Origin of the sequence: Phenylobacterium sp. Root700 (genome assembly GCF_001429025.1) — a bacterium.
Classification (GTDB): domain Bacteria; phylum Pseudomonadota; class Alphaproteobacteria; order Caulobacterales; family Caulobacteraceae; genus Phenylobacterium.
Window position 1 is genome coordinate 215508 of the sequence record NZ_LMHT01000034.1, and the last position, 24854, is coordinate 240361.

The following is a 24854-nucleotide window of genomic DNA, read 5'->3' on the forward strand; positions in this document are numbered from 1 at the left end:
CGCTAGCGGGCGCCAGGCGCTCCACCGAACCATTGCGGACGTTCAGCCGTGGAGGCACAATCCTAGCCATGCTGGAGCGAGTGAAGTCATGGGCCAAAAGCCTGAAACGTGACGTGGTCGCCCTCTGGATAGCCGCCAGAAGTCCGCGAACACCCGTCGCCGCGAAAATAGTCGCCGGTGCGGTCGCGGCCTATGCGTTGAGCCCAATCGACCTGATTCCCGATTTCATTCCGATCCTTGGCTATCTCGATGACATCGTCATCGTGCCGCTCGGGATCGCCCTCGCAATCCGCATGATACCGGCCGCCTTGATGGCGGATTTTCGAGCCGAAGCCGTTTCGACCGACAGACCCAAAAATCTCTACGTCGCCGCCCTCATGGTCGGGCTGTGGTTGGTCGGATTGGTGTTCATCGCAGCGTGGTTCTGGCGGAAGGCCCGCTAACCAACCCTCGCGGCGACAGGACAAGTCCACCGACGCCCTCAAATCCAGGATGGGTACTTGACGGTACTCATTTTCACGCCCAGCTTGGTACTCATGAGTACCGAAATGAAATCTCCCGGCCGGCCGCGCGACGAGGATGCGACCGCGACTATCCTGGCCGCGACCCTGCGGCTGCTGGCCGAGCGCGGCTATGACGGGATGAGCACCGCCGACGTCGCGGCGGCGGCGCGCGCCAGCAAGGCCACGGTCTATCGCCGCTGGCCCAGCAAGGCGGCGCTGGTCGCGCAGGCCGTGCTGCAGGGCCTGCGCGACGCGCACGCCGCCTCGACGCGGACCGGAGACGTGCGCGAGGACATGGCCCGCATCCTTGAAGCCAAGATGACCGCGCTGTCGCAGGGGCCGCTGGGCGGGGCGATCACCGCGGTGATCTCCCATGCCGCGCACGAGCCGGAACTGGCGGGCGCCATGGAGACGGTCAACGCCGGGATGCGCGAGCACAGCGCGCTGCGCCCACTGGTGGAGGAGGCCAAGCGCCAGGGCCTGGCGCCCGCCGGCGCCGACACCGGCCTGATGCTCGACCTGCTGATGGGCGCGCCGTTTTTCCAATTGCTGGTGCGGCAAGTCCCGCCCGACCCCGGCGCGGCGCGGGCGCTGATCGGGCTGGTGTTCGGCGAAAAGCCCGGGCCGGATCACGATGCAACTGAACGGTAGGACGATCCTGGTCACCGGCGGCGCCCGGGGCATCGGGCTGGAGCTGACGCGGCAGTTCGTCGCCGAGGGCGCGCGGGTCGTGGTCGCCGGCCGCGACCAGGCCCGCCTCGCCCATCTGGAGATCTCCCATCCCAGCCAGATCCACGGCTGGGCCGTCGACCTGTCCGATCCCCTGGCGACAGACGCCTTCGTCCGCGACCTGCCGGCCCGCTATCCGACCTTGTCGGTGGTGGTGAACAACGCCGGCGCCCAGACCCTGACCGACTTCCCGCGCGAGGACAGCGAGGCGATGCGGCCGGCCCTGCGCGCCGAGATCTCGCTGAACTTCGAGGCCGTCGTCACGGTCTCGACGGGCCTGCTCGCCCACCTGCGCCGCCAGCCCTCGGCGGCGATCATCAATGTGACCAGCGGCCTGGCCCTGGCGCCCAAGACCTCCTCGCCGGTCTACTGCGCCACCAAGGCGGCGGTGCGCAGCTTCACCAAGGCGCTGCGCTATCAGTGCGAGGACGGCGCGCCCCATGTGCAGGTGACCGAGGCGATCATGCCGCTGGTCGACACCGACATGACCGCCGGACGCGGCGCCGGCAAGATCAGCCCCGCCCAGGCCGCGGCCGAGATCATCACGGGGATCAAGGCGGACCGCGACGAGGTCTATGTCGCGCGCGCCAAGCTGCTGCCCATGCTCATGCGGGTGGCGCCGGGCCTGGGCGAGGCGATGATGCGCAGGGGCTAGTCGCCCTTGCCCGCCCCGCCGCCGATGGTGGTGAAGCCGTGCGCCTGGGCCAGGGTCGCCTTGCCCGCCGCGATCCGCGCCGAGGGGTTGGGCCGGGGCTCGGCGACCTTGGTGAGCGTGTTCTTGTCCACGTGGCGGAAGGGTTCGTCGCGGCCGCGGACCTGGAGCATGGTCGTCGACACGTAGGACCAGCCGCCGTCGGCGTTGAAGCGCAGGTCGAGTTCGTAAGAGTCGGTGCGGAACGCCCATTCGAGGAAGTCGGTCGAACAGATCCCGTAGCCTGGACCACCCCGGTCGGCGCGGACCAGCAGGCCGGACCCGTCCGGCGAGGCGCGGCCGCTGGCCAGGGCCACCTGGCCGCGCGGGATGGCGAGGGTCTGCATGATCAGCCCGGTGGCCGGTTCCCACAGCCAGTAGCCGACCTGGTCGTGGAAGGTGGTGTCCTCGTCCGAGGCGACGATGTGGACGTGATAGTGCAGCCCGTAGAAGAGCTGCGGCCCGTTCGCCTGGGGGTCGATGGGTTGCATCTCGATGCGCTCGAGATAGTCGCGCTGCTCAGGCCCATCGGCCTTGGGGTTCAGGTCGACGCCCTTGCGTCCCTCCCACACGCCGGCCAGCCGCGTCAGCGGACCCAGATTGGCCAGGGTGTCCGGATCGACGTCCGCCGGCTCGCTGAAGATGTCGTCAGGGAAGTTGATCATTGCGTCCGTGCTCGAGCCAAACCCGATAGTGGCTCTATCGGGATGTCCCCTGTCGTCAAGCTTCGAGGCTTTCCAGACGGCGGGCGGCGCGCGATCATCCGCAAGGCCGGCTCCCCGGCGGGGAGCGAAAGCCGCCATGCCGACCATCAGGATCGCCGCCGCCCAGACGCCTGAGTTCCGGGAGGATGTCCCCGCGGCGCTGGCCTATGCGGTGGAGGTCGCCGGGCGGGCGCAGGCGCAGGGCGCGGCGCTGCTGGTGTTTCCCGAGGGCTTTCTGCAGGGCTATCTGACGACGGAGGAACCGGCGCGGCGTCATGCGCTCGACCTCGCCTCGCCCGCCTTCGCGGCGGTGCTGGACCAGGCGCCCAAGGCCGGGCCGATGATCGTCATGGGACTGATCGAGGTGGCGGACGGACGGCTCTACAACACCGCCGTGGTGGTGGATCGCGGCGTGCTGGTCGGGCGCTATCGCAAGGCGCATCTGCTGGGCGGCGAGGCGGCGTTCGCGGCCGGAGACGACAGCCCGGTGTTCGAGGTCGGGGGCCTGCGGTTCGGAATCAACATTTGCTACGACATGAACTTCCCGCAGGCGGCGGCGAAGGTCGCAGGCGGCGGCGCGGCCCTGATCGTCTGCCCGGCCAACAACATGATGGCGCGGCAGACGGCGGAGCGGTGGAAGCAGCTGCACAACCCCGCGCGCGGCGAGCGATGCCGCGAGACCGGCCTGTGGCTGATCTCGGCCGACGTGATTGGCGAGCGGGACGGGCGGATTTCCTGGGGACCGACCGCGGTGCTGGACCCAGCCGGCGAGGTGGCGGCGCAGCTGCCGCTGGAGCAGCCCGGACTGCTGGTCTTCGACCTTCCGCTTTAGCGCGCCGTCAGCGGCCAGAAATGGGCGATCAGGGGCGCGCCTAGGACCAGGACCAGGACGGTGAGCGGGGCGCCCAGCTTGGCGTAGTCGCCGAACCGGTAGCCGCCCGGCCCCATGACCAGGGTGTTGCACTGGTGGCCGATGGGGGTGAGGAAATCGCTGGCCGCGCCGACCGCCACCGCCATCAGGAACGGGTCGGGATTGAGCCCCAGCTTCTGCGCCAGGCTGGCCCCGACCGGGGCCACGATCAGCACGGTGGCGGCGTTGTTGAGGAACGGCGTGGCGGCCATGGCCACGGCCATGATCGAGACCAGCGCGATCATCGGCGACTGGTCCTTGAAGATCATCGACAGCCAGGCGCCGATCAGGTCGGCGCCGCCGGTGGTCTGGATGGCTTCGGACACCGGGATCAGGGCGGCGATCAGCACGATCAACGGCCCGTCGATGGCGGCGTAGACCTCGCGCATGCGGATCGAGCCGATCATGATCATCACCACGGCGGCCCCGAAGAAGGCGATGGCCACCGGCGCGATCTGGAAGGCGACCAACACCATCGCGGCGGCGAGGATCAGGGCCGGCGCGACGGTGCGGCGGATGCCGCCCAGCCGGACCTCACGCTCGGCCAGCGGCAGCAGGCCGAGCGTGGAGAGCGCGCCGGGCAGGCTGCGCTCGCCGCCCTGCAGGACGATCACGTCGCCGGCCCGCAGGCGCACGCGGCTGATGTGCTGTTTCAGGCTGTAGCCCGCGCGGCTGACCGCCAGCAGGTTGATGCTGTGCTGACCGTAGAGGTCGCTCTGCTGGGCCGAGCGGCCGATCAGCGCCGACTCAGCCGAGATCACCGCCTCGACCACCCGCACCTCGTCGCTGGGCTGCTCCATGGCCACCGGCCGGTCGGATCGGATCAGGCGCAGCTTGGCGCGGCGGATCAACTCGTCCAAGGCCTGGGGCTCGCCCTGCAGCAACAGCACGTCGCCGGGCAGCACCTTGATGCTGGCGTGCGGCCGGGCGCGGCGGCGGCCCTTGCGCAGCAGCAGCATCACCTGGGCCTCGCCGTGGGCCAGGGCGTGCAGGTCGGCGACCCGCGAATTGGCCGCCGACCAGTCCTCGGGGACCTCGACCTCGGTGAAATAGGCGTTGGCGGCGAGCGCGGCCTCAATATTGGCGGCCGGTTCGCGGTCCTTGGGCAGAATGCGGTAGGCGAAGGCGAGGAACACCAGGCCGATCACCGCCAGGGCCAGGCCGACGGGCGTGTAGTCGTACATGCCGAACGGCTTGCCGAGGATCTCCTCGCGCACCTGGGAGACGATGATGTTCGGTGCGGTGCCGACCAGGGTGACGACGCCGCCCAGCATGGCCCCGAAGGCCATGGGCATCAGCAGGCGCGAGGGCGAGGAGCCGGTGCGCCGCGACAGTTGCAGGGCGACCGGCATCAGGATGGCCAGAGCCCCGACGTTCTTGGTCGCCGTCGACAGCAGGGTGACGGCGGCGGTCAGCACCGGGACCTGGCTGCGCTCGGTCTTGAGATGCGGAATCAGCGGGCGGAGCGCGGCCTCGACGATCCCGGACTTGGCGAAGGCGGCGCTGACCACCAGGGCCGCGCCGATGATGATGGTGATGTCGTTGGAGAGGCCGTCAAAGGCGCTCTTGGCCGGAACCACGCCGATCACCACGCCGGCCAGCAGGGCACACAGCGCGATCACGTCGTAGCGGAACCGACCCCAGACGAAGGCCGCGATGGTGAGGCCGATCAGCCCGAAGGCCAGCCCCTGTTGCAACGTCATTCACGCCCCTCGCCTGGTCGAGCCTGAAGAACGCAAGCGGGCGCGGAAGGCTGCGCCCGAACGCAAAAGAGCCCGGCCTTTCGGCCGGGCTCTTCGCTAGATCGGCTGATCGCCGAAGATCGATATCTTAGAAGTTGATGTCGATCGTCGAGCGGCGGTTCAGCGGTTCTTTCACGCCGTCAGCGGTCGGAACGGCGAGTTGCGTTTCGCCCTTCCAGTCGACTTGCAGCGCCGATTGACCGACGCCGAGACCGACCAGCGCGTCGGCGGTGGCCTTAGCGCGGCGTTCCGACAGGCGGACGTTGTAGGCGTTCGAGCCCGAGGTGTCGGTGTGGCCGACCACGATCACGCGGGTGGCGTTGCCGCTCGTCGCGTAGTTCGCAGCTTCCTGAACCACCGTCTGGGCTTCCGGCGTCAGCACGTACTGATCGAACGGGAAGTAGACGATGAATTGCTTGGCCTCATACGCCGGCGGAGGCGGCGGGGGAGGAGGCGGGGGCGGAGGAGGCGGCGGGGGCGGCGGGGGCGGAGGCGGCGGGGGCGGCGGAGCCGCGAAGGAGTAACGGAGACCGACGGTCACCGATTGGTCCCGATATTCGCCCGAGAAGACGCCCGGTTGCAGAGCGCCCGAACCGACCGACGCGAAGTCGAGATCCGAACCACCGAGGTAACGGTAGGTCAGGTCGACGTTCAGACGGTCCGTCGCGCGCCAGGCCAGACCGGCCAGCACTTGCCAAGCCAGAGCCGTGTCATCGTCGTCGATGGTCAGGTTCTGGTGGGCCGCGCCGGAGGTCACGGTCGAGAATTGGCCGACCGACTTCACCTTGACGTGGTTGATGCCGATACCGGCGCCGATGAACGGATTAATGACCGCGCCGGGGGCGATGTCATAGATCACGTTGCCGAGGACGGTCCAGGCTTCGATCTCACCCGAGGGCGAGCCGCAGTTCGGAGCAGCCGCGGTGCGGATGACGCCCGGCGTGCAGAGACCGACGATGGAGTTGTTGGCGTTGCCGCGGATCGACTCGATGTCGCCCGGACGGTAGCCGCCTTCGAGTTCCACGCGCCAATGTTCGTTCAGCTGATAGCCGAGACGAGCAAAACCAACCCAGTCGTCTTCTTGACCGAAGTCCCAGTGATAGGGATTGCCGTTGGCGGCGTTGTTGGACGATTCAGCTTCAATGCCTTCCGGCAGGTGATAGCCAAGATCGACCGCGCCGTACCAGCCGGCGTCTTGCGCGGACGCGCCAGACGCGGCGAACACCGCAGCGAGGGCGGCCCCCGCTAGGAGTTTGAATTTCATATTCAGAGCCCTCTCTTGCCCTCTGCTGCGGCCAAATGACCCAGCGCTGTTATATCAAGGCCGAAGCATTACGAAAGTGTCGCCAAGGCAACACCGTCGCCAATTCGCCACAACCCCCGAAGCACCCCAGGACGTTACACATTCTTCCCCTCCGCGATCAACTTCGGGGCGAGAGACACATCTCCCGTCCGGCTTTCCAACCACACGCCTGGGGCGCGTGACGGAGCCGAATCTCGTTATCAAGACTTTGATCTTACCCTGAGTCGCTAACCCTAGGTGAACGCTCTGGTCAATCGAAGTCTTTGTAAAAACTTGTAAAGGGGAGGCGACCACGGGCGCCGTCACCGAGCCAAGCCCAGTGTACGCCGTCAAATCTTCACACACCTCAGAAGACATTCAGCCCCTCGCCCAGGACGCGAGTCCTCGCTTCCCTCGAGGCCTCAACGTCGACTCCGCACCTTAGTTCCCAAATAGCTTCAGCTTTCTTGCGTTCGCCGATAACGACGCATGCGCCCTCCCAGCGCCTCGGGCCGGTTCAGCGCCTTGCGGAACTCGTCGCGACGCTCGTGGATCGAGGCGATGATCAGCCCCATCGGCACGCCGATCTCGACCAGCACCGCCTCCGAGAGTTGCAGGCTGGCCTCGACGGTCTCGGGCACGGCGTCGGTGGCGCCCAGCTCATAAAGCCGCGCCGCCTGGCGGGCGTCGCGGGCCCGGGCGACGATGGTCAGGTCGGGCCGCATGGCCCGCGCCGTGGCGACGATCGCCTCCACCCCGTCGGGCGCGTCCATGGTCACCACCAGGGCCGAGGCGTTCTCCAGGCCGCAGCGTTTCAGGAACTCGGGCCGCGAGGCGTCGCCGAAGAAGATCGCCTCGCCGGCGTGACGCGCGCCCTCGACCAGCCGGGGGTCGCGCTCGGCGGCGACCCAGGCGATGTCGTGCCGATGCAGCATGTCGCCGACCAGCCGCCCAACACGACCATAGCCGACCACCAGGACCTTCGGGGCGTCGAGGGCGTCCTCAGGCATCACGGGTTCGGGCGACAGGCCCTGGCCGCCGACCTTGCGACCGCCAAGCTTCAGCCCCAGCGCCGCCAGCACCGGGATGCACATCATCGAGATGGTCGAGGAGACCAGCACCATCTGACCCAGACCTCGCGGCACGATCCCCTCGCCCATGGCCGAGGCCAGGATGACGTAGGCGAACTCGCCGCCGCCGGCGAGCAGCAGCCCGGCCTCTATCGCCCCGCGCGAGGTGAGGCCGAACAGCCGGCCGAGCCCGAACACGACGGTGGCGTTCAGCGTCACCAGCCCGAGCGCGATGCCCAGGATCAGCAGCGGCTTGGCCGCCAGCAGCGAAACGTCCAGGCCGATGCCGACCGACAGGAAGAACAGGCCGAGCAACAGTCCCTTGAAGGGCTCGATCGTGACCTCGACCTCGTGGCGATACTCGGTCTCGGCCAGCAGCAGGCCGGCGATGAAGGCCCCCAGGGCCATCGACAGGCCGGTCAGGGCGCTGACCAGCCCGGCCCCGATCACCACCAGCAGGCAGGCGGCCATGAACAGCTCTTCGCTCTTGGCGCGGGCCACCGACTTCAGCATCGGCCGCAGCAGCAGGCGTCCAAAGGCGACGATCAGCATCACCCCGATCGCGGCCGGGGCGAAGGCCAGCAGCAGCTTGGGCGAGAACCCCTCCCCGTCGCCGCCGCGTCCGAGGATGGCCAGGGTCACCAGGATCGGCGCGACGGCCAGATCCTGGAACAGCAGCACCGAGAAGGTCGCCCGGCCGGCCGGCGAGTGCTGCCGCTTGTGCTCGGTCAGGATCTGCATGACCACCGCGGTGGACGACAGCCCCAGCGCCGCGCCGATGGCGGCGGCCGAGGCCGGGGGCTGGCCGAAGATCATGGCCACGACGGCGATGGCCAGCAGGCAGAGCGTGACCTGCAGGGCGCCCATGCCGAACACCCATTTGCGCATCAGGCGCAGGCGCTCCCAGGACAGCTCCAGCCCGATCATGAACAACAGGAAGACCACGCCGAACTCAGCGAGCTGGGCGATCTCCTGCGGATTGCCGATGGTCAGGTAGCCGAGCCAGGGGAAGGTCGCGCTGAGCGCGCCGAGGCCGAAGGGGCCCAGCACGACGCCAGCGCCAAGAAAGCCGAGGATAGGGCTGATCCGCCAGCGGCGGAACAGGGGCACGATCACGCCTGCGGTAGCCAGGAACAGAATGACGTCCTTGTATTCGCCGGGCGAAACGTGACCTTCCATGCGCTCTCCTTATGTGATGAGCGGCACTATGAAGCCTGGACGTCGCTCGCGTAACCCACGCAGAGGCCGTTAGGCCGCCCAATGGGGCCGTCGAGGGCGAAAAAATGGCGGGCGGGCGCAGCGGGTGCCCCTTGAGTCCGCGGTCAGCCATCCCCAAGGCCGCGGCCTTGGGCAACACCCAACCACATCCGCTCATCCCGGCGACGGCCGGGCCCCAGATGCAGCCGCCGTGCTGGCGGACAATCCTGAAATCTTGCGCCCTACGACCTGGGTCCCGGCCTTCGCCGGGATGAGCGGAGAAAAGCAACACCTCCGGCCGAATGTCGATTGGCCCAGCCCGCCGCAGCCGTTGTCCGAACAGGCGTTCGGCTAGCGTTGACAGCCCCGGCCGCGCTGTCGTCTATGCCCCCCATATTTTAAGAATGGAGGATCGCTATGGATTGGAATTACGCCAACCTGTGGGAGTCGGTGGCCAAGGCCACCCCCGACCGCGCCGCCCTGATCCATGGTGATCGGACGATCAACTGGAAAGACTTCGACCGTCGGGCTGACGCGCTGGCCCAGGCCATGGTCGAGGCCGGCCTGTCCAAGCAGTCCAAGGTCGCCGCCTATCTCTATAACGGCCCCGAATACCTCGAGACCTATTTCGCCGCCTTCAAGGCCGGCCTGGTCCCGTTCAATACGAACTACCGCTATGGCGGCGACGAGCTGACCTATCTGTTCGACAACGCCGACGCCGAGGTGGTGGTGTTCCACGCCTCGTTCGCCGAGATGGTAGAGAAGGTCCGTGGCCGCCTGCCCAAGGTGAAGGCCTGGATCGCGGTCGCCGAGGCCGGCCACCCGGTTCCCGCCTGGGCGCTGGACTATGACGCCATCGTCGCCCGCGCCGCCGATCACTACGAAGCGCCGTGGGGCCGGTCGGGCGACGACCTGCTGATCATGTACACCGGCGGCACGACCGGCATGCCCAAGGGCGTGATGTGGCGTCAGGAAGATCTGTTCAAGGCCCTGGGCGGCGGCGCCAACCTGCTGCTCGGCCTGGCGCCTCTGGAGACCATCGACGAGGCCGGACAACGCGCCAGCGTCAACGCCGCCAGCGGCGAGCCGCAGGCCATCACCATTCCGGTCGCGCCGCTGATGCACGCCACCGGCCAGTTCATCTCGTTCGGCCAGCTGATCTCCGGCGGCGCGGTGGCGACGCTGGTTCCGCGCCGGTTCGACCCGGCCCAGCTGTTCGACGAGGTCGATCGCCTGGGGGTCTCGGGCCTGATCATCGTCGGCCCGGCCTTCGCCGCCCCAATGCTGGAAGTGCTGGACGCCAATCCTGGCCGCTGGCCCCTGCCCTCGCTGCGCCGGATCGTGTCGTCGGGCGCCATGTGGGGCCTGGAGAACAAGCAGGGGTTGTTGAAGCACCTGCCGCACATCATGCTGATGGACAGCCTGGGCTCGTCCGAGGCCCTGGGCCTGGCGGCCTCCACCTCGGGCGGCGGGGCGGCGGCCGGCACGGCGAAGTTCGCCACCGGCCCGAACGCGGCGGTGTTCACCGAGGACGGCGTGCGGGTGCAAGCCGGTTCGGGCGTGCGCGGCCTGGTGGCGGTCGGCGGCCACACCCCGGTCGGCTACTACAAGGACGAGGAAAAGTCGGCCAAGACCTTCCGGGTCTTCGAAGGCACGCGCTGGAGCGTGCCGGGCGACTGGGCGACGGTCGAGGCCGACGGCTCGATCACCCTGCTGGGCCGCGGCTCGCAGGTGATCAACACCGGCGGCGAGAAGGTCTTCCCCGAGGAAGTCGAAGAGGCCCTGAAGCGCTTCGACGGCGTCCGTGACGCCGCCGTGGTCGGGGTGCCCGATCCGCGCTTCGGCGAGCGGATCTGCGCGGTGGTCGACTTCATCGGCGACAAGGCCCCGACGCTGGCCGAACTGTCGGCCCACGTGAAGAGCCTGCTGGCCGACTACAAGGCGCCGCGCGAACTGGTGCTGGCCCCTGTGGTCCGCGCCCCCAACGGCAAGCTCGACTACAAGGCCATCAAGGCCCAGGCGATCGAGGCGCTGTCGGCGACGGCGTAGGCTCCGCCTTTCCTCCCCCGCTACGCAGGGGAGGAAAAGGGGAAGCGGGACGCCCAACGTAACAAAAAAGTAACGTGCCTGAACGGGCGCGGCCGGTCCACGGTCGCGCCTTCTTTCTAAGATGCTCCGAAGGCTCACAACTCCATGAAGACCCTCTGGCTGGGCGCCGCCTCCGCGGCGGTCCTGATCTCCACGGCCGCCCCGGCGCTCGCCGCCGACCTCCCGGACCTCTCGCAGACCCCGCGCATGGGACCGTGGGGCTTCGACATGGCCGGGCGCGACACCGCCGTCGCGCCGACCCAGGACTTCTTCGACTACGCCAACGGGACCTATCTGAAGACGCTGGAGATCCCGGCCGACCGGTCGCGCTACGGCGCCTTCGACGCGCTGCAGGAACTGTCGCAGGCGCGGATGCGCGCCGTGTCCGAGAAGGCCGCGGCCAATAAGGCGGCGACCGGCGACGAGGCCAAGCTGGGCGCCTTCTATCGCAGCTTCATGGACGAGGCGGCCGTCAACGCCCTGGGCGCCAAGCCGTTAGCCAGCGACCTGGCGGCCGTGCGGGCAGTGAAGACCCGCGAGGAGATGGCCGGGCTGATGGGCGCCTCGATGCGCAAGTTCGGCGGCTCGTTCTTCGGCGCCTATGTGCATGACGACGCCAAGGACCCGGAGAAATACACGGCCTATCTGGCCCAGGGCGGGCTCGGCCTGCCCGACCGCGACTACTATTTGGAAGAGCGCTTCAAGGCCCAGAAGGCCGCCTATGAGGCCTATGTCGCCAAGATGCTGACTCTGGCCGGCTGGGAGAAGCCCGCCGAGAACGCCAAGGCCATCGTCGCCCTGGAGACCGAGATCGCCAAGGTCTCGTGGACCCGCGCCGAGCAGCGCGACGACGACAAGACCTACAACCCCTTCGAGATCGCCCAGCTGGAGCAGTACGCGCCGGGCTTCGCCTGGAAGCAGTACCTGGCCGGCGCCAATCTCGCCAAAGCCACGCGGGTCGTGGTCGCCGAGAACACCGCCTTCCCGAAGATCGCCGCCATCTACGCCAAGACCCCGATCGAGACCCTGAAGGCCTGGTCGGCCTTCAACGTGGTGGACCAGGCCGCGCCCTATCTGTCGAAAGACTTCGACCAGGCGAACTACGAATTCCGCTCCAAGACCCTGTCGGGCCAGCCGGTGCAGCAGCCCCGCTGGAAGCGCGGCGTCAGCGCCGCCGACAACAACATCGGCGAGGCGCTGGGCAAGCTCTATGTCGAGGCCTACTTTCCGGCCGACAGCAAGGCCAAGATGGAGGCCCTGGTCAGCGACATCCGCACGGCGATGAAGGCGCGGATCGACAAGCTCGACTGGATGAGCCCGGCGACCAAGGTCAAGGCGCAGGAGAAGCTCGCCAAGTTCCGGGTGAAGATCGCCTATCCCGACAAGTGGCGCGACTACTCGGCCCTGAGCGTCAAGGACGGCGACCTCTACGGCAATATGGAGCGCGCCGCGGCCTTCGAGTGGGACTACCGCGCCGCGCGACTGGGCGGCCCGGTGGACGACGACGAGTGGGGCATGACCCCGCCGACCATCAACGCCTACTACTCCTCGACGAAGAACGAGATCGTCTTCCCAGCCGCGATCCTGCAGCCGCCGTTCTTCGATCCGCAAGGCGACCCGGCCGTGAACTATGGCGGCATCGGCGGGGTGATCGGCCATGAAATCACCCACGGCTTCGACGACCAGGGCCGCAAGTCGGACGGCGACGGCAAGCTGACCGATTGGTGGACCGCCGAGGACGCGGCGAAGTTCAACGCCCAGGCGGCGAAGTTCGGCAAGCAGTACGCGGCCGTCGAGGTGCTGCCCGGCGCCCACATCAACGGCGAACTGACCATGGGCGAGAACATCGCCGACCTGGGCGGGCTGCTGCTGGCGCTGGACGCCTATCACGTCTCGCTGGGCGGCAAGCCGGCGCCGGTGATCGACGGCATGACCGGCGACCAACGGGTGTTCCTCGGCTGGGCGCAGGTCTGGCGGGGCAAGTATCGCGAGGACCGCATGCGCCAGCAGTTGGTCACCGACCCGCACTCGCCGCCGAAGTACCGGGTGCAGACGCCGATCAAGAACATCGACGCCTTCTACGAGGCGTTCGGCGTGAAGCCCGGCGACGGCATGTATATCGCGCCCGCCGAGCGGGTTCGGATCTGGTAGCGGGCGACGATGGCGGCGCGAGCGCGCCGCCATCGGGCGAAGCCTAGGCCGGAACTTCCAGACCGTAGGGTCGGCCAAGCTCGATGAGCTTGCCCAGATCCGGCTGGGCCGGTGAGATCTCGCGATCAAAGTCCGTGAACATGTGCGACGCGCCTTCGCGGGACGTCATCGACACCATTTCACCGCCGCCGGCGCCGAACCGGAACCAATGCGTCGTCCCGGCCGGCAGGTGCACGAACGTCCCGGCCTGGGCGACCAGTTCCCGGTCGCCGACGCCGAAGGCGATCTCGCCCTTGATGACGTAGAAGGCTTCGTCCCAGGGATGATTGTGCGGCGGCGGCCCGCTGCCCTCCGGTCCAACCTGATGGAACACCTCGTAGCTGCCGGTCTGAGCGCCCGAGGCCAGGACGGTGAGCTGCTCGCCCACGATGTTCAACGGGCGCGGCGCGCTTGTCGGGGTGACGACGATTACCTCAGCCATGGATGCTCGCTCCCTGAGCGCCTACGCGCGGGATATATATAACATCGTTATCTTGATGGAGCCATCGACGGGGCCGACACCACCCCACCTCGTCATCCTCCGGTCAGCCGAAGGCTGATCCGGGGGGACCCAACTTGATTTCGCAGAATGTGGTGAGCCCGTTTTGGGTCCCCCGGATCTCGCTTCGCGAGCCCGGAGGATGACGAGTGGCGAGCGACCTGCCATTTTTGACAGTTGAGTCAAAATTTACGTCAGGCAAAAATTTGGCCCGTTGCGGGGGATAATCGCAACGGGCCTTATTTTGAGCAGTCGCTCATATAGAGCGGGCGTTTCCTCCCCGAAACGCCGGAGACTGGTGGATCTGTTGGCCGCCATGTCTCTCGCAGGACTGAGAAAACGGCAATTTCTGACCCAAGTCAATGCACGCAAACCATCGGCGCAGGTAAATTTCGATCAGATTTGCGCGAGGGCCACACTTCTTGCCCACAAAGGGATTCTTTTTGACACAAGCGTCAAATCTGCACCCGCTTGAGTAGCTCGCTATACGGAACACAACCTGTCTCGTAGACGAAGTCCGGACGCGAGGCGGTGACCGGACCGATTCCCGCCGCGGTCAGGGCCAGCGAGGCCTGTCCGATGCGGCTGGCCGCCACCAGCAGGCCGTTCGGACGCCGAGAGGCGCCGTCGGCGATCAAGGCCTCGACCACCGGAGCCTCGCGAGGATCGGCGGGCCAGGCCAGGGTGGCGCTGTCATGGGCCGCGGCGCGGGCCTCGATCACCCGCAGCAGCCGTTCGGCCGCCGCCAGACGCTCGCCGCTCCAGTCGGCGCGCAGCGAGGCGGTAAGCTGGGCCTGGCTCTTCAGGATCACGCCGTCGGCCAGGATCTTCAGGCCGTTGGCGACCAGGGTCGCGCCGGTGGTGGTGATATCGACCACCAGTTCGGCCGACCCGGCGGCCGGAGCCCCCTCGGTGGCGCCGCCGGACTCGGTGATCCGGTAGTCGACCACGCCGTGACGGGCGAAGAAGGACCGGGTCTGGGCCAGGTACTTGGTGGCGACGCGCATGCGCCGGCCGGAGCGGGCCAGCAGGTCGTGGGCCACCTCCTCCAGGTCGCTCATGCTCTCGACGTCGATCCAGCTTTTCGGCACCGCCACCACCAGGTCGGCGCGGCCAAAGCCCAGCGCGCGCAGCAGCAGGATCCGGGCGTCGACGTCGCCGGCGCGTTCACGCAGCAGGTCCTCGCCGGTGATGCCGAGGTGCACTTCGCCGAGGTCCAGCGCCTCGGCGATGTCGCCGGCCGAGAGCAGGCGCACCTGGATGCCCGGAACGCCCTTCAGCTCGGCCATGTAGCCGCGCGATCCTCCGGTGACAGACAGAGACAGTCCGCAATCGGAGAGCCAGGCCTCGACCTGTTCTTTCAGCCGCCCCTTGGAGGGGACGGCCAGGATCAGGGGGTTGCTCATGACTCGCCTCCCGTCCAGGCCCGCCAGGGCCGGACCATGCAGCCGACGGCGCGAGCGCCCGGCGCTCCACCCAGTCTCGCCGGCAAGCCGTCATAACGGCCGCCGACCGCCACCGCCCGGTCGGGGTGGAGCGCGGCGGACCGGACCTCGAAGGTCAGGCCGTCGTAATAGTCGAAGGCATGGCCGAGCGCGGTCGCGAACCGCGTCCGCTCCAGCGGCACGCCGGCCTGGGCCAGCAGGTCCAGCCGCTGGGTCCAGTCGCTGAGCGCGCCGTCCAGGGCGGACGCCTTGGCCCCGGCGATGGCGCGGATGGCGGCGAAGGCGGCTTGCGGCGCGTCGTCCACGGCCAGGAAGCGGGTGATGCTGTCGGCCTGCTCCAAGGTCAGCGCCGGGGCGCTGGCGGCCTGGGCGCGGCGGATCAGGCGCTGGGCGATGGCGGCGGGGCCACGACCGCCGACCGGGTCGATCCCGGCCAGGGCCCAGACCTCTTCCAGCACCGTCGCGGCCTCGGCCTCCGACAGGCCCGACAGCAGGCCGGCGAGCTTGCCGCTGTCGGCCTGGGTTTCCGGTTCGGCGCCGGCGCGTGCCAGTTCGGCGGCCAGCAGGCGCGGACGCGCCGCCACCCGCTTCAGCCGAGCGGCCAGCGACGGGGCCAGGCCTTGGGCGTCGATGAAGGCGGCGAACAGGGCGATGTCGCCCAGCCACAGCGACAGGTCGTCCCGGCCGCCGGCCAGGGCGGCGGTCCAGGCCAGGGCGGCGATTTCGGCGTCGGCCGGAGCGACGGGAGCGGCCGCGTCGTCGAAGCGCTCGAGGCCGATCTGGCGGAACTCCTCGGGCCGGTCGGCGTCGGGCGAGGCGCGGAACGCCTTGCCCTCATAGACGTAGCGCCCGGCCAGCTTGCCGCTGTCCAGGTGCTGGCGGACCACCGGCACGGTGAAGTCGGGGCGCAGGCAGGTTTCCTGCCCGCCCTCGGCCTGGACCACGAACAAGCGCGCGCGCATCGCCTCGCCGGCCAGTTCCAGGATCAGGGCGAGCGGCTGCAGGATCGGGGCGTCGACGGCCTCGGCGCCGGTCGCCAGGAACGGGGCGCGGATGGCGGCGAGCGCCTCGGGGGGAAGGTTCGGCTCGGCCCTCATTTGCCCGCCTCGATCTTCTGAGCGTCGACGATCTTGCGGACCGTGGCGACCAGGTCGGCGCGGTCGACGATCTGCTGGCCCGGGCGCTGCTCGCGCCACTCGGCGTTATCGGCAACGTCGGTCGCCAGCATGCGGCCGCGATCCAGATCCTTGATCGTCACCTTGCCGGCGGCGATCTCGTCGCCGCCCAGCATGATGGCGGCCGGCGCCATCCGGCGGTCGGCGTACTTCATCTGTGCCTTCATGCCCGCCGTGCCGAGATAGACCTCGGCGGCGATCCCGGCGTTGCGCAGCTCGGTGACCACTTCGAAATAGTGGGTCATGTCGTCGGGGGTGAAGGCGATGACCACCACCGGGCCACGGACCTGGTCGCCCAGGTCGCGACCGGCGGCGCGCAGGGCCGAGATCAGCCGCGAGACGCCGAAGGAGAAGCCGGTGGCCGGAACCTGCTCGCCGGTGAAGCGGGCGACCAGATCGTCATAGCGCCCGCCGCCGCCGATCGAGCCGAAGCGAACGCCGCGGCCCTTCTCGTCCTTGGTCTTCAGCAGCAGCTCGGCCTCGAAGACCGCGCCGGTGTAATATTCCAGGCCGCGCACGATGGACGGATCGAAGGCCGCGCGCTCGACGCCGACGCCCAGGCTCTTGAGAGCTTGGTCGATCGCCGCCAGTTCGGCCAGGCCAGCATCGCCCTCGGCCGAACCGCCGATGATGCCCGCGATCTGATCCAGGGTCTCGGTGCGGCCGCCCGCGCCGGCGGCGGTGAAGGCCAGCACGGCCTCGGCGCCGGCGGCGGCCAGGCCCGCGCCCTTGGTGAAGGCGCCGGACTCGTCCTTGCGCCCCTCACCCAGCAGCAGGCGCACGCCCTCCGGACCCAGGCGGTCCAGCTTGTCGACGGCGCGCAGCACCGCCAGCTTCTGCCCGTCGTCCTTGACGCCGGCCGTGGTCAGCAGGCCGTTCAGGAGCTTGCGGTTGTTGATCTTGATGATCGCCGAGCCGGTCGGCAGGCCGGCGGCCTCCAGGCCCTCGACCGCCATGGCGATGATCTCGGCGTCGGCCTCGGGCCGGGCCGAGCCGACGGTGTCGGCGTCGCACTGGGTGAATTCGCGGAACCGGCCGGGGCCAGGCTTCTCGTTGCGCCAGACCGTGCCGAAGGCGTAGCGGCGGAACGGCTTGGGCAGGCCCTCCTTGGTCTCGGCCACGAACCTCGCCAGCGGCGCGGTCAGGTCGTAACGCAGGGCCATCCACTGCTCGTCGTCGTCCTGCAGGGCGAAGACGCCCTCGTTGGGACGGTCGGCGTCGGGCAGGAACTTGCCGAGCGCGTCGGCATATTCGAAGGCGCCGGTGTCGAAGGCCTCGAAACCGTAGCGTTCATAGACGGCGGAGACCTTGGTCAGGATCTGGCGCTCGGCGGCCAGATCGCGGGCGCGGCGGTCGTTGAAACCGCGCGGAGCGCGGGCCTCGGGGCGGGGAGCGTCGGTCATGCCGCTCGCCTAAAGGCAGAAGGCGCGCGCGGCAAGGCGCGGGCGCATTTGGGAGAGGGTGCAGAAGTCCATCGTCGGGTTCCTTAAGCGCGGAATGTTCGACGGATGGAGCTGAGAAAACACGAGCCCCATCCGCTGGTGCGGGGGCTCGGGCGAGGTCGCTTTTAGGCCAAGCGATCCTGGGCCGATCCCGCAAGCGAGGTCGGATGGTGATGGCCGTGATGATGCGCGACGCGGTTCATGACGGCCGGCCTATAGCGGGGAAATGTGAAGAAGGCGAGTCAGCCGACCAAACCCGTCCCGCCGGTGGCGGCGATCACCTGGCCCTGGATGAAGGCGGCGTCCGGCGTCAGCAGGTACTCGACCAGGGAGGCGTAGTCGCTGTCGCGGCTGGCGCGGCCCGAGGGACTGGCGCGGGCGGCGCGTTCGACCACGGCGGCGGCGGTCGCCTCGCTGCCGACCATGGCCGCGACCGAGGTCGTATGGACCAGGCCCGGCGCGACGGCGTTGATCCGTATGCCGCGCGGCGCCAGTTCGGCGACCAGATAGAGGATGGTCGCCTCGGCCATCGCCTTGCCGATTCCCAGGGCGCCGTAGTTGGGCAACGGCATGCGCGAGCCGCTGCTGGTGATGAAGACCACGCTCGAGCCCTCGGCCAGCAGGTGTTGCGCGGCGTGGACCAAGTAGAGCAGCGACAGGCCGTTGGTCTCCATCGCCTGGCGGAACCGCGGGAGATCGGCGCCGAGCAGGGTGGTCGGATAGATCATCGCCGCGGCGTGGACGATGTGGGCCAGGCCCTGGCCCCGCACCTCGACCTCCGCGATCATGGCGGCGGCGCCCTCAATGGTTCCAACATCGCCGCGCACCAGCTGGACCTGCGCGCCGGTGGCGGCGATCTGCGCCTTGGCGGCCTGCGCGGCGTCTTCGTCGCTGTGATAGGCGAGCGCGACCGCGCCGTGGATGGGAGCCAGGCGGCGGGCGATGGCCAGGCCGATGCCCTTGGTTCCGCCAGTGATCAGGACGCTCATGCCGGCAGCACCGGCGTCGCATACTCTACGCCCGCGAGCACCGGACTGGCCGCGGCGGCGTCGAAGCCGGCCATGATGCGGCTGAAGCGCTGCTCGACCAGGTTCCGCATGCCCGGGTGGGTGAAGATGTAGCGCTCGTCGTTCTGCACGGCCTCCAGCACGCGGGCGCCGACGAACTCGGGATCGATGCCGTTGTCGACATTGGACTGGCCGACGGTCGGATTGTTCGGGACCGGGCCGCCATACTGCGACTGGCGGGTGCGGCCCGACTGGTTGATCTTGGTCTTCACGAAGCCGGGGCAGAGCACGGCGACATTGATGTTCTCCGGCGCCAGTTGGCCCGCCCAGCCCTCGGACATGCCGACCACGGCGTATTTCGTGGCGGTGTAGGGCTCCATGCCGGGCACCGAGATCATCCCGGCCATCGAGGCGGTGTTGACGAAACAGCCGCCCTCGCCGTGCGCGCGGACGTGGGGCGTGAACACCTCCATGCCGTAGACGACGCCCATCAGGTTGACGGCCAAGATCCAGTCCCAGTCGCCGGGCTTCACCTGGTCGATGGGGCCGCCGGCCCCGACGCCGGCGTTGTTGCAGACCACATGGACCTTGCCGAAGGCCGCGAGGGTGGCGTCGGCCGCCGCGCTCAGGGCGGCGCGGTCGGCGACGTCGCAGATCACGCTGGCGGTCTTGATCTGGCGGGCCTCCAGATCAGCGCGGGCGGCGGCCAGCGGGGCTTCCTCGATATCGGCCAGCATCACGTTCATGCCCGCGCCGCCGAAGGCGTGGGCCATGGCCAGGCCAAGGCCGCTGGCCCCGCCGGTGATGAAAGCAGTCTTCCCCGTCAGGTCGCGCATGGCCGTCCTCCCCTATTATTTTCTTGGACGGCTAGACCTTCAGGCGGGTCACCAGGCTCGTCGTGGAGGGATCATGCACGCCAGGCGCGCCGCCTTCCAGTTCTGCGAGTATGCGCACGGCCAGAGTCTTGCCCAGCTCCACGCCCCACTGGTCGAAACTGTTGATCTCCCAGAGCACGCCCTCAACGAAGGTCTTGTGCTCATAGAGCGCGATCAACGCGCCCAGGGCGCGCGGCGTCAGGCGGTCCAGCAGGATGAAGCTGGAGGGTCGGTTGCCGTGGAAGGTCTTCTGCGGGGCCAGTTCGTCGATCAGCGCCTGGGGCTGGCCGGCCAGTTCGGCGCGGACGGCGGCCTCGGTCTTGCCGACCATCAGGGCCTCGGCCTGGGCGATGGCGTTGGCGGTCAGCTTGGGCTGGTTGGCGCTTTCACCCTCGCTGGCCTTGGCCACGGCCAGGATGTCGACCGGGATGATGTCGGTCCCCTGGTGCATCAGCTGGAAGAAGGCGTGCTGCACATTGGTGCCGGCGTCGCCGAACACCGCCGCCGCCGTGGCGCGCGCCACCGGGGCGCCGTGGGCGGTCGTCTGCTTGCCGTTCGATTCCATCTCCAACTGCTGCAGGAAATTGGGCAGCAGCCGCAGGCGCTGGGCGTAGGGCACCACCGCGCGGATCGGGCGGGAGAGACCGTTGCGATTGTAGATGTGGGCGAGCGCCAGCAACACCGGCGCGTTCTGGTCCAGCGGCGCGGAGCGGAAGTGATCGTCCATGGCCAGGCCGCCGGCCAGGAACTCCTCGAACGCCTCGGCGCCCAGCGCGATGGCGCAGGACAGGCCCACCGCCGACCACACCGAATAGCGGCCGCCGACCCAGTCGCGGAAGCCGAACACCTGGTCGGCCGGAACCCCGAAGGCCTGGGCCACGGCGGGCGCGGCGGAGACCGCCAACAGGTGGGTGTCGCCGGCGGTTCCCAGCGCGGCGCGCAGCCAATCGCGGGCGACCTGGGCGTTGGTGATGGTCTCCAGGGTGGTGAAGGTCTTGGAGACCACCACGACCAGGGTCTGCGCCGGGTCCAGCCCGTCCAGGGCCAGGGCCATGTCGGCCGGATCGACATTGGCGGCGAAGCGCAGCTCGATCTGCGGGCTCAGCGGACGCAAGGCCTCCCAGACCAGGCGCGGGCCGAAGTCCGAGCCGCCAATGCCGATATGGACGATGGCGCGGAAGGGCTTGCCGGTCGCGCCGCGCTTGGCGCCCGAGCGCACGGCGCCGGCCAGGGCGGCGATGGCCGCGCGGGTGGCGTCGATCTCGGCGGAGACCGGCTCGCCCTTGGCCTTGAAGTCCGCGCCCTTTGCCGCGCGCAGCGCCGCGTGTTGAGCGGCGCGATCTTCCGAGGGGTTCACGACGTCGCCGGCGAACAGCGCCTCGCGGGCCGCCTCGATCCCGCCGGCCCGGGCGAGGTCGAGGGCCACGTCGAGATCGGCCAGCGACCAGGGCTGCTTGGAGAGGTCGAGGAAGAGTTCGGGGGCCTCCAGCGACAGCCGGGCCAGGCGATCTGGTTCGATGTCGAACAAACTGTCGATCCGACGCTCGGGGGCGGCCTGTGCGACGGCTTCCAGCCTGGTCCAGGCGGTGGCGAGATCTCGCATGCAAAACCCTCTGAAATTGGTAGCGGCGCGTTTACCGTATCGCGGTTAGCAAAAGGCGCCCGGCCTGTCTTGGCCGTTTCGGATAGGGCGATACCCCATGTCGTGCAGCGCCGCAGCCTTGCTCTCCACCCTCTGGCTCGCCACCGCGCCCGCCGGCCCGGCCACCGCCGCCCCGCCGCCGGCCGCCGCCGTGGCCATCGAGCCGCTGTTCGCCGACATCGTCCGCCGCGCCGGGGTGCTGAAGGCCGAGGTCGAGGCCTTCAAGGGCAAGACCGCGCCGATCCCGGCGACCTTCAAGCAGCAGGTGAGCGAACTGGCCGCCCTGGACATGCAGGCTCACCGGACCCTGGCCGAGCGCAATCTGGACGGCGACCTGAAGTGCATCTTGCGCGGCATCTCCGAGGACCTGCCGCTGAAGCTGAAGGCGCTGGAAGAGGCCGCGACCGCCTCGGACCGCGACCTGGCCGTGACCGACATGGGCTATCTGCTGAACGACAATGTCGAGGTGATCACCGCTCCGCCGCAGGCGCCGGTTTAAGCACAAGACCGCTCATCCCGGCGAAGGCCGGGACCCAGATCTCATGGGCCGGCGGTCGATGGGATCAACTCTGAGCCTATAGAACCCGCATCTGAGCTGTTCCATCTGGGTCCCGGCCTTCGCCGGGATGAGCGGAGATGTGGCCGCCCCCTACTCCGCGTACTTGATCGTGCAGCCGTAGGGGCGGCTGACCGCCGTCGCCACGGGGCGGCCGGCCTTTACGTCGCCTAGTGCGGCGGCGACGTGGTTCTTGGCGCCCTTCAGGCTGGCGTGGTCGGCGGTCGGCTTGTCGTCGACGCCGCCCATGTAGATGAGCTTGCCGGTCTTATCGACGATGTACATGTGCGGGGTGGTCTTGGCCTCGTAGGCGCGGCCGATCTGCCCGCCCGGATCGAGCAGCAGGGCGGTGGAGCCCGCGCCGGTGGTCGCCTTCCAGGTCTTGGCCTGGGCGGGCGAGACATAGCCCTGCTTGCCGGGCGCCGAGGAGATCAGGGTCAGCCAGACCACGCCGTCCTTGACCGCGTCCTTCTGCAGGCCCTGCATGTTTCCCGCGCCGTAGTGCTTCTGGACATAGGGGCAGCCGGCGTTGGTCCATTCCAGCACCACGGTCTTGCCCTTGAACTCAGCCAGCGAGCGGGTCTTGCCCTCGCCGTCCTTGGCGGTGAAGGCCGGGGCCAGTTGGCCGACGGCCGGTGCGGCCAGGACGGGCGCGGCGGCGATGAGCGTCAGGGCGGCGGCGAGCGCGAACGGGCGATGGATGGACATGGCCAAGCCTCCTCTAAGGGGTCAGCGGCCCTGGGCGTCCTTCAAGGCGCGGACGATCAGGCCCTCGGTCAGGATCTGCGGCAGGATAACGCCCTCGCCGCCCTTGGCGCCATAAACCAGGTAGAGCGGCACCCCGGCCCGGCCGTGCTTGGCGAGCTCGGCCTCGATCACCGCGTCCTTCAGGGTCCAGTCGGCCTTCAGATAGACCGCGCCGGTCTGCTTGAAGGCGTCGGCGACGCCCTGGCTGGTCAGGGCGACTTTCTCGTTGACCTGGCAGGTCACGCACCAGGCGGCGGTGAAGTTGACGAACACCGGCTTGCCGGCGGCCTGGGCGGCGGCGAGCTTCTCGGGGCTGTAGGCTTCATAGGGGACATTCGCCTTGCCGCCCTCGGCGGCGGCGGAGGACGCGGCTTGCGGTTCGCCGTAGCTGGGCCAGACGGCGGCCAGCGCGGCGACGACGGCGAGCGCCCCGCCGATCCCGGCCAGGGCCAAGGGCTTGCCGCCTTGGGCGCGCCGATGCTGGGCCACGCCCAGCAGCCAGGCGGCCAGGGCCAGCACGACGGCGGCGGCGAAGATGCGGGCCAGGGCGGTGTTCCCGGCCTGGATGGTCAGCACCCAGACCAGCCAGGCGGCGGCGCCGTACATCGGGAAGGCCATCAGCTTCTTGAAGCCCTCCATCCACGGGCCGGGCTTGGGCAGACGGGTCAGCAGGCCGGGCACGAAGGCGGCCAGGGCGAAGGGGGCGGCGAAGCCCAGGCCGAGGGCCAGGAAGACGGTGATGGCGGCCGGCGCGCTCTGGGTCAGGGCCCAGCCGAGCGCCGGGGCCATGAACGGCGCGGTGCAGGGCGCGGCGACCACGACGGCGAGCGCCCCGGTGAAGAAGGCGCCGGCCATGCCGCGCTTGCCGGCCAGGCCGGTCCCGACGCCCTGCAGCGACGAGCCGACTTCGAACACGCCCGAAAGGTTGAGCGCCACGGCCAGCATCAGCAGGGCCAGGCCCGCGACCACCGGCGGCGATTGCAGCTGGAAGCCCCAGCCCACGGCCGCGCCGCCGGCCCGCACCGCGATCAGGGCGACGGCCAAGGCCAGAAAGGTCGCCAGCACGCCGGCGAGGAAGGCCAGGCCCTGGCCCTGGGCGACGCGCCGCTCATGGGCGTGACCGGCCAGCGAGGCGGCCTTCATCGCCAGGATCGGGAAGACGCAGGGCATCAGGTTGAGGATCAGACCGCCGAGAAAGGCGAAGGCCGCGGCGAGCGGCAGGCCGAGCGCGCCGCCGCCTCCCCCTACGGCCTTCGAGGGAGGCGCACCGAGACCGGAGGCCCCAGGCGGCGGGGCGCCTGTTGCGGCGCTGATCTCATAGGCCTTGTCGCCCAGCGACAGCACCCCGGCCATGGCCTTGGGGCCATCGCCCTCCTGGAAGGCGTAGCCCGGCGTCAGGGTCAGGGTCAGGCCGTCCGGGCCGCGCTCGATGACCTGCGGCTTGGCGTGGTCGATGACGGTGGAGTCGAACGGGAAGAAATAGGCCTGCGAGACGTCGGCGCCCTTCAGGGCCTGGCCGGTGATCGCCAGGGCCAGGGTGGTTCCCTGCTTGGCGAAGACGCTGGTGAAGGCCGCCGGGGTCGGGGCGTCGGACAGCGCCTTGGCGATCGGGCCGCTCCAGGCGGGATTGGGCTCGGCCAGGCCTTCGACGACCGGCAGCGACAGGGTCAGGACCGCGTCCTCGGGGACGCAGATCTCCTCGCAGACCAGGAAGGTGGCGGCGGCCTTCAGGGTCACGCTCTGGCCCGGCTTGGCGTCGGCCGGGGCGGTGACAGGCACCGGCAGCAGCACCTCGCCCTGATAGCCGTAGTTCATCAGCGGGCCGGTCGGCTGGCGGGTCGGGGCCGGCCAGACGATGTCGCCGGCGGTCCAGCCGGCCGGCAGGGTCCAGGCGATGCGGGTCGCCTCGCCGCTGTCGCCGGAATTGCGCCAGTAGGTGTGCCAGCCCTTGTCGATCTTCTGGCGCAGGGCGACGTAGGTGGTGGCGCCCGGCGCGATCGACTGGTCGCGGGCCACGAGCTCGGCCACCAGATGGCCGGTGTCGACCGGCTGGGCCATGGCCGGGGCGGCGCCCAGCACGGCGAAGGCGGCCAACAATCTCGCGAAGAAGCGCGTCATCCGGTCATCCTGACAAGGTCCGCCCGCTATATGGCCCGCCGAGCGCGCTCCGCAAAGCGACGCTGACGTCGCGGCGACGGATCCCCCTCAGTCAGCTGCGCTGACAGCTCCCCCAGCGGGGGAGCATCTTGGGCTTCTATCCTCCCCCGCTGGGGGAGGTGGATCGGCGCGAAGCGACGAGACGGAGGGGGCCTATCCGCCGACCGCGATCCAGCGGCGGGGCCATTTCCAGCCCAGGGCCC

The 24854-nt window shown here is 69.3% G+C and carries 20 protein-coding genes; 7 read left to right on the forward strand and 13 right to left on the reverse strand.

Features of this window, described 5'->3' with window-relative positions:
* Positions 1-68: 68 nt before the first annotated feature.
* From ASE02_RS18785 to ASE02_RS18795, 3 genes are all read left to right on the forward strand, one after another.
* Positions 69-443 (forward strand): YkvA family protein, encoded by a 375-nt coding sequence (locus ASE02_RS18785; protein WP_056736241.1) that lies wholly within the window; start codon positions 69-71, stop codon positions 441-443.
* A gap of 105 nt (positions 444-548) precedes the next feature.
* Positions 549-1154: a TetR/AcrR family transcriptional regulator gene (locus ASE02_RS18790; protein WP_056736243.1), complete on the forward strand. Its 606-nt coding sequence runs from the start codon at positions 549-551 to the stop codon at positions 1152-1154.
* On the forward strand, positions 1138-1887 hold the full coding sequence (locus ASE02_RS18795; RefSeq protein ID WP_056736245.1) for an SDR family oxidoreductase: 750 nt from the start codon (positions 1138-1140) through the stop codon (positions 1885-1887). Before ASE02_RS18790 ends, ASE02_RS18795 begins: the two co-directional genes overlap by 17 nt.
* Here the strand turns inward: ASE02_RS18795 and ASE02_RS18800 are convergent.
* Complete coding sequence (locus tag ASE02_RS18800) at positions 1884-2588, reverse strand: FABP family protein (protein WP_056736246.1); 705 nt, start codon at positions 2586-2588, stop codon at positions 1884-1886. The two genes, ASE02_RS18795 and ASE02_RS18800, sit on opposite strands and share 4 nt — an antisense overlap.
* 136 nt (positions 2589-2724) lie before the next feature.
* On the opposite strand from ASE02_RS18800, the gene ASE02_RS18805 reads away from it, so the two are divergent.
* Positions 2725-3459, forward strand: a complete 735-nt coding sequence (locus tag ASE02_RS18805; protein WP_056736248.1) for a carbon-nitrogen hydrolase family protein — start codon at positions 2725-2727, stop codon at positions 3457-3459.
* Here the strand turns inward: ASE02_RS18805 and ASE02_RS18810 are convergent.
* The 3 genes from ASE02_RS18810 to ASE02_RS18820 form a co-directional block, all read right to left on the reverse strand.
* Complete coding sequence (locus tag ASE02_RS18810; protein WP_056736250.1) at positions 3456-5240, reverse strand: SLC13 family permease; 1785 nt, start codon at positions 5238-5240, stop codon at positions 3456-3458. The two genes, ASE02_RS18805 and ASE02_RS18810, sit on opposite strands and share 4 nt — an antisense overlap.
* 127 nt (positions 5241-5367) lie before the next feature.
* Positions 5368-6543 carry an OmpA family protein gene (locus ASE02_RS18815; RefSeq protein WP_056736252.1) on the reverse strand — a complete coding sequence of 392 codons (1176 nt, stop codon included), beginning with the start codon at positions 6541-6543 and terminating at the stop codon, positions 5368-5370.
* Between the two features lie 476 nt (positions 6544-7019).
* Positions 7020-8810 (reverse strand): cation:proton antiporter, encoded by a 1791-nt coding sequence (locus ASE02_RS18820; protein ID WP_056736254.1) that lies wholly within the window; start codon positions 8808-8810, stop codon positions 7020-7022.
* Positions 8811-9245: 435 nt separating this feature from the next.
* Between ASE02_RS18820 and ASE02_RS18825 the strand changes: the two genes are divergently transcribed.
* Both ASE02_RS18825 and ASE02_RS18830 read left to right on the forward strand, forming a co-directional pair.
* Entirely contained in the window at positions 9246-10877 is a 1632-nt protein-coding gene (locus ASE02_RS18825; RefSeq protein WP_056736256.1) for an AMP-binding protein, read from the forward strand.
* 144 nt (positions 10878-11021) lie between these two features.
* Positions 11022-13067, forward strand: coding sequence for a M13 family metallopeptidase (locus ASE02_RS18830; protein ID WP_056736257.1), 2046 nt, complete (start codon positions 11022-11024; stop codon positions 13065-13067).
* Between the two features lie 43 nt (positions 13068-13110).
* Here the strand turns inward: ASE02_RS18830 and ASE02_RS18835 are convergent, their stop codons facing one another.
* The 7 genes from ASE02_RS18835 to pgi all read right to left on the reverse strand — a co-directional run bounded on the left by ASE02_RS18835 (position 13111) and on the right by pgi (position 21152).
* A complete protein-coding gene (locus tag ASE02_RS18835) occupies positions 13111-13548 on the reverse strand; it encodes a cupin domain-containing protein (protein ID WP_056736266.1) in 438 nt (145 codons plus the stop codon).
* Between the two features lie 512 nt (positions 13549-14060).
* A complete protein-coding gene (gene hisG / locus ASE02_RS18840; RefSeq protein ID WP_056736268.1) occupies positions 14061-15011 on the reverse strand; it encodes an ATP phosphoribosyltransferase in 951 nt (316 codons plus the stop codon).
* On the reverse strand, positions 15008-16147 hold the full coding sequence (locus tag ASE02_RS18845) for an ATP phosphoribosyltransferase regulatory subunit (RefSeq protein ID WP_056736270.1): 1140 nt from the start codon (positions 16145-16147) through the stop codon (positions 15008-15010). Before ASE02_RS18845 ends, hisG begins: the two co-directional genes overlap by 4 nt.
* Positions 16144-17628, reverse strand: coding sequence for a histidine--tRNA ligase (gene hisS / locus ASE02_RS18850; protein WP_056736273.1), 1485 nt, complete (start codon positions 17626-17628; stop codon positions 16144-16146). The genes ASE02_RS18845 and hisS overlap by 4 nt, the downstream gene beginning before the upstream one ends.
* Before the next feature lie 281 nt (positions 17629-17909).
* Complete coding sequence (locus tag ASE02_RS18855) at positions 17910-18656, reverse strand: SDR family oxidoreductase (RefSeq protein WP_056736275.1); 747 nt, start codon at positions 18654-18656, stop codon at positions 17910-17912.
* Complete coding sequence (locus ASE02_RS18860) at positions 18653-19510, reverse strand: SDR family NAD(P)-dependent oxidoreductase (protein ID WP_056736278.1); 858 nt, start codon at positions 19508-19510, stop codon at positions 18653-18655. The genes ASE02_RS18855 and ASE02_RS18860 overlap by 4 nt, the downstream gene beginning before the upstream one ends.
* Before the next feature lie 31 nt (positions 19511-19541).
* Complete coding sequence (gene pgi, locus ASE02_RS18865) at positions 19542-21152, reverse strand: glucose-6-phosphate isomerase (RefSeq protein ID WP_056736280.1); 1611 nt, start codon at positions 21150-21152, stop codon at positions 19542-19544.
* A 97-nt stretch (positions 21153-21249) separates the two neighbouring features.
* On the opposite strand from pgi, the gene ASE02_RS18870 reads away from it, so the two are divergent.
* Positions 21250-21690, forward strand: coding sequence for a hypothetical protein (locus ASE02_RS18870; RefSeq protein WP_056736282.1), 441 nt, complete (start codon positions 21250-21252; stop codon positions 21688-21690).
* 150 nt (positions 21691-21840) lie between these two features.
* Here ASE02_RS18870 and ASE02_RS18875 read toward each other — a convergent pair whose 3' ends face one another.
* Together ASE02_RS18875 and ASE02_RS18880 are read right to left on the reverse strand one after the other, a co-directional pair.
* Positions 21841-22455, reverse strand: coding sequence for a thioredoxin family protein (locus ASE02_RS18875; RefSeq protein WP_056736284.1), 615 nt, complete (start codon positions 22453-22455; stop codon positions 21841-21843).
* Between the two features lie 21 nt (positions 22456-22476).
* The gene (locus tag ASE02_RS18880; protein WP_082602206.1) at positions 22477-24612 is read right to left on the reverse strand and encodes a protein-disulfide reductase DsbD; all 2136 of its coding nucleotides are present in this window, start codon (positions 24610-24612) and stop codon (positions 22477-22479) included.
* Between the last annotated feature and the right edge of the window lie 242 nt (positions 24613-24854).

Bases quoted from the DNA above. Each gene is read 5' to 3' on its own strand.
- ASE02_RS18785 (WP_056736241.1), top strand. From the start codon at position 69: ATGCTGGAGCGAGTGAAGTCATGGGCCAAAAGCCTGAAACGTGACGTG.
- ASE02_RS18790 (WP_056736243.1), top strand. From the start codon at position 549: ATGAAATCTCCCGGCCGGCCGCGCGACGAGGATGCGACCGCGACTATC.
- ASE02_RS18795 (WP_056736245.1), top strand. From the start codon at position 1,138: ATGCAACTGAACGGTAGGACGATCCTGGTCACCGGCGGCGCCCGGGGC.
- ASE02_RS18800 (WP_056736246.1), bottom strand. From the start codon at position 2,588: ATGATCAACTTCCCTGACGACATCTTCAGCGAGCCGGCGGACGTCGAT.
- ASE02_RS18805 (WP_056736248.1), top strand. From the start codon at position 2,725: ATGCCGACCATCAGGATCGCCGCCGCCCAGACGCCTGAGTTCCGGGAG.
- ASE02_RS18810 (WP_056736250.1), bottom strand. From the start codon at position 5,240: ATGACGTTGCAACAGGGGCTGGCCTTCGGGCTGATCGGCCTCACCATC.
- ASE02_RS18815 (WP_056736252.1), bottom strand. From the start codon at position 6,543: ATGAAATTCAAACTCCTAGCGGGGGCCGCCCTCGCTGCGGTGTTCGCC.
- ASE02_RS18820 (WP_056736254.1), bottom strand. From the start codon at position 8,810: ATGGAAGGTCACGTTTCGCCCGGCGAATACAAGGACGTCATTCTGTTC.
- ASE02_RS18825 (WP_056736256.1), top strand. From the start codon at position 9,246: ATGGATTGGAATTACGCCAACCTGTGGGAGTCGGTGGCCAAGGCCACC.
- ASE02_RS18830 (WP_056736257.1), top strand. From the start codon at position 11,022: ATGAAGACCCTCTGGCTGGGCGCCGCCTCCGCGGCGGTCCTGATCTCC.
- ASE02_RS18835 (WP_056736266.1), bottom strand. From the start codon at position 13,548: ATGGCTGAGGTAATCGTCGTCACCCCGACAAGCGCGCCGCGCCCGTTG.
- hisG (WP_056736268.1), bottom strand. From the start codon at position 15,011: ATGAGCAACCCCCTGATCCTGGCCGTCCCCTCCAAGGGGCGGCTGAAA.
- ASE02_RS18845 (WP_056736270.1), bottom strand. From the start codon at position 16,147: ATGAGGGCCGAGCCGAACCTTCCCCCCGAGGCGCTCGCCGCCATCCGC.
- hisS (WP_056736273.1), bottom strand. From the start codon at position 17,628: ATGACCGACGCTCCCCGCCCCGAGGCCCGCGCTCCGCGCGGTTTCAAC.
- ASE02_RS18855 (WP_056736275.1), bottom strand. From the start codon at position 18,656: ATGAGCGTCCTGATCACTGGCGGAACCAAGGGCATCGGCCTGGCCATC.
- ASE02_RS18860 (WP_056736278.1), bottom strand. From the start codon at position 19,510: ATGCGCGACCTGACGGGGAAGACTGCTTTCATCACCGGCGGGGCCAGC.
- pgi (WP_056736280.1), bottom strand. From the start codon at position 21,152: ATGCGAGATCTCGCCACCGCCTGGACCAGGCTGGAAGCCGTCGCACAG.
- ASE02_RS18870 (WP_056736282.1), top strand. From the start codon at position 21,250: ATGTCGTGCAGCGCCGCAGCCTTGCTCTCCACCCTCTGGCTCGCCACC.
- ASE02_RS18875 (WP_056736284.1), bottom strand. From the start codon at position 22,455: ATGTCCATCCATCGCCCGTTCGCGCTCGCCGCCGCCCTGACGCTCATC.
- ASE02_RS18880 (WP_082602206.1), bottom strand. From the start codon at position 24,612: ATGACGCGCTTCTTCGCGAGATTGTTGGCCGCCTTCGCCGTGCTGGGC.